The organism is Streptomyces sp. NPDC003038, from assembly GCF_040611115.1.
Taxonomy (GTDB): domain Bacteria; phylum Actinomycetota; class Actinomycetes; order Streptomycetales; family Streptomycetaceae; genus Streptomyces.
This window is the reverse complement of the sequence record NZ_JBEXNN010000097.1, coordinates 1-2690: the sequence shown is the minus strand read 5'-3', so window position 1 is coordinate 2690 and position 2690 is coordinate 1. Positions and strand designations below refer to the sequence as shown.

Here is a 2690-nt window from a genome sequence, read left to right as displayed (position 1 = left end):
GCATAGACACCTTGCTCAACAGCCCGGGGGCTCTGCCTGTTTCACCACCGCCACCTCATCACCCGATCGGTGGCCACTCTGAAAAGGCTCACTGAGCTTGTTCAGTGTGGCCACCGATCGGGTGACACGACTCCCGTATATACGCAGGTCACAGGTGCCTCAAGCGCTTTCCCTGAAGCTCAAGTGGAACAAGCTCAGTAAGAGCCCTGACCCTCCCGCCGCCCCGACGAGACCGCGAGCACCTGCTCTGGTGGTCCACCAGGCGCCGACGCCACCAACACCACGCCCGCCACTGCCACCACCGCGGGCAGACCTACACCGACGCAACACCAAGATCGGAAACCTCGACCACGGCTATCTACAACTGCTGTGTCAGTACAATGCATTGACCTCTTTTTCGCATACGTCCCACGCTTTGGCTGCTGTACCGTCCAGGCCGTACAAGCACTTGACATACGCCACCTCTTCCCTGTGGGGGGACACCGGCTGGTTGAGGGTGCTGCAACCGCCGAAACCTGGGTATGTCATAACCTGAGCGCAGATGGGGTACGGCTTTGGGGGATGATCGAGGCCGAGGGCATGACCAAGCTCATGCACGACAGTATTGAGCTTGTCGACATCTTCGTGGCCGACGCCAGCCCTATTATAGTAGTCGCGATTCAGTCTTATGTACTTCGCGCGCATATCGACTGCATTAACCGTTAAAGTAATACTGCCCCAGTTATGAGATAGTCGCGCTGAATCCTCAAGGATGATATCGATTCCCGGCTCGTCAGGGTAATCCCCTTGCTTCCTCCATGGCTGGATTCCAGGTACGAGAAATTTCCGAGTTGACGCAGGAGGGAATCCGAGTGACGTATTCCAGTTCTCAATTCCCTTTAGGATTAATTTTTTGATTGTGATGTTTCGGTTGATCTCGTCTGAAAATCTAAAGGTGATGGTCGGCTCGGTTCTGTTAACTGCAGGCGCGACATGATCCCCGGCCTCGAGCGCCACAATGTCTGCCGAGCTTGAGGCGGCGCCCCTCACTTGTCCGCCGCATGCTATGGCCACTGCCACAACCACCCATGAAATAATACGTTTAACACGTACAGTCATCCTGGCGTTCATCCTTTCGTTTCTGTCGATCTGGCAATCCGCAGCCGTCAGAGTTACAGCAGTAAGGCCTCTGCCGGGTAAGCCTCTCCCATGGTGGCGGTCCGGGCCGGCAGCCTGTGAGACGCCCTGCTTTCTTGGAAAGGGATTTGGAGACGTCTAGGCTGCGACCTGCAGCTCCTCGACTTGGCATGAACTTTTGCGGGATTCCGGTAGCCGAGTGCGGAATGGAGGCGCCTGTGATCATAGAACATCTCGATGTAACGGCGATCGCCCGGTCAGGGTCATTGCATGATCGGGATCTGTCCGGGTTGATCACGTGAGGCCGAGGGGCGACAGCGGTCGGTGGTAGTCGCGGCTGGTGCGTCGGAGGGCGGCGGCGATGTTGGTCTCGTCGTTCTGGCGGAAGAGGCTGATGGCGAGGTTGCGCAGGCTGGCCATGGTGCGGGGGCAGGGTCCCGGTGCGGACCTTGGAGTCGTCCTCGCGGAAGGTCCGGTCACGTACGTGGTGCAGGAGGTTTTCGATGCCCCAGTGGCCCCTGATCCAGGCGGCGAGCTCGGCCGGGATGGCGTCGAAGACATCCAGGCTGGTGATCAGGTAGACGCGCTCGATCGTCAGCTTCCCGGTGGCGAGGTCGCGGCGCCATCGCACGACTTGGATCGCCTGGCGGGCGCCGGGGTAGTCGATGTGGCGGAACGCGGCGACCTTGAGTCGGCGGTCCTCATCGCGGTGGTGAGCCCGCTCGCGGGTGTGGTGGGCCAGCGGGATCTCGGCCCAGGGCAGCTTCCTGACCTGCGCATACAGGCCGGGGTGGTTCTTCTTGACGATGGCCAGGTAGTGGGCTCCGCGCTCGATGAGGTAGGCGCCGTGGCCGTGCTGGGTGTGCAGGGCGTCACCGGTCAGCACGGTGCTCTCCAAATCAATCGTGTCCAACAGAGGCTGGAAGGCGGGTGTTTCGTTGCTCTTGGAGGCGATCTGCCGCTGGGCCAGGACTACGCCGTGGTGGTCCATCGCGGCCAGCAGCTGGATCGCGGTCGTGGTCTGGGTGCGCGAGCCTCGCGCGGTCTTGCCGTCGACGGCGATGGCCCGCAGGGCCGGCCGTTTCGGTGGTGGTTCGGGTGGCGCCGGTGGCGGGGTTCTGGCCCGCAGGTATGCGCCGATGGCCGTGTCCAGCGCGTCGCCGTCGACGTGCTGGAGCAGGCGGCGGATGGTGGCGGCGTGCGGCACCGTCCGAGGCCGGTGAGCGGGTCGGCCGGAAAGCCGAGGAGCCCCAGGACGTGCTGCGGCGCATCTGTGATCCATTGAGCTTGTTCAGGTTGGCCGCTGATCGGGTGAAGGCGGGGTGGCGTAACAGGCGAGGCCCTGGCTGTTGAGCGGGATGTCTGACGTCCGTAGCTCTTCAACACGGGGGCCTCGTTGGTTCCTTATCCTGCCGTACTCGATGTCCCACACGTTTCCAGGGGATTGACACACCGCGAGGTGATGCCCTCGGTGGAGCGCCGCTCCCACAAGGGACTGAACAACCGGGCGGAGAACTCCCACCAGCCAACGAGGCAGCGTGAACGCGCGATGAAAGGCTTCCGCAGCCCCGGCT

The 2690-nt window shown here is 62.0% G+C and carries 2 protein-coding genes and 1 pseudogene; 1 reads left to right on the top strand and 2 read right to left on the bottom strand.

Features of this window, described 5'->3' with window-relative positions; translation table 11 throughout:
• Positions 1 to 372: 372 nt before the first annotated feature.
• Positions 373 to 1065, bottom strand: coding sequence for a hypothetical protein (locus ABZX75_RS34175; RefSeq protein ID WP_355418097.1), 693 nt, complete (start codon positions 1063 to 1065; stop codon positions 373 to 375).
• 16 nt (positions 1066 to 1081) lie between these two features.
• On the bottom strand, positions 1082 to 2323 hold the full coding sequence (locus tag ABZX75_RS34170) for an ISAs1 family transposase (protein ID WP_355418094.1): 1242 nt from the start codon (positions 2321 to 2323) through the stop codon (positions 1082 to 1084).
• A gap of 246 nt (positions 2324 to 2569) precedes the next feature.
• On the opposite strand from ABZX75_RS34170, the pseudogene ABZX75_RS34165 reads away from it, so the two are divergent.
• Positions 2570 to 2690, top strand: a pseudogene (locus tag ABZX75_RS34165) (IS6 family transposase); the annotation flags it as partial.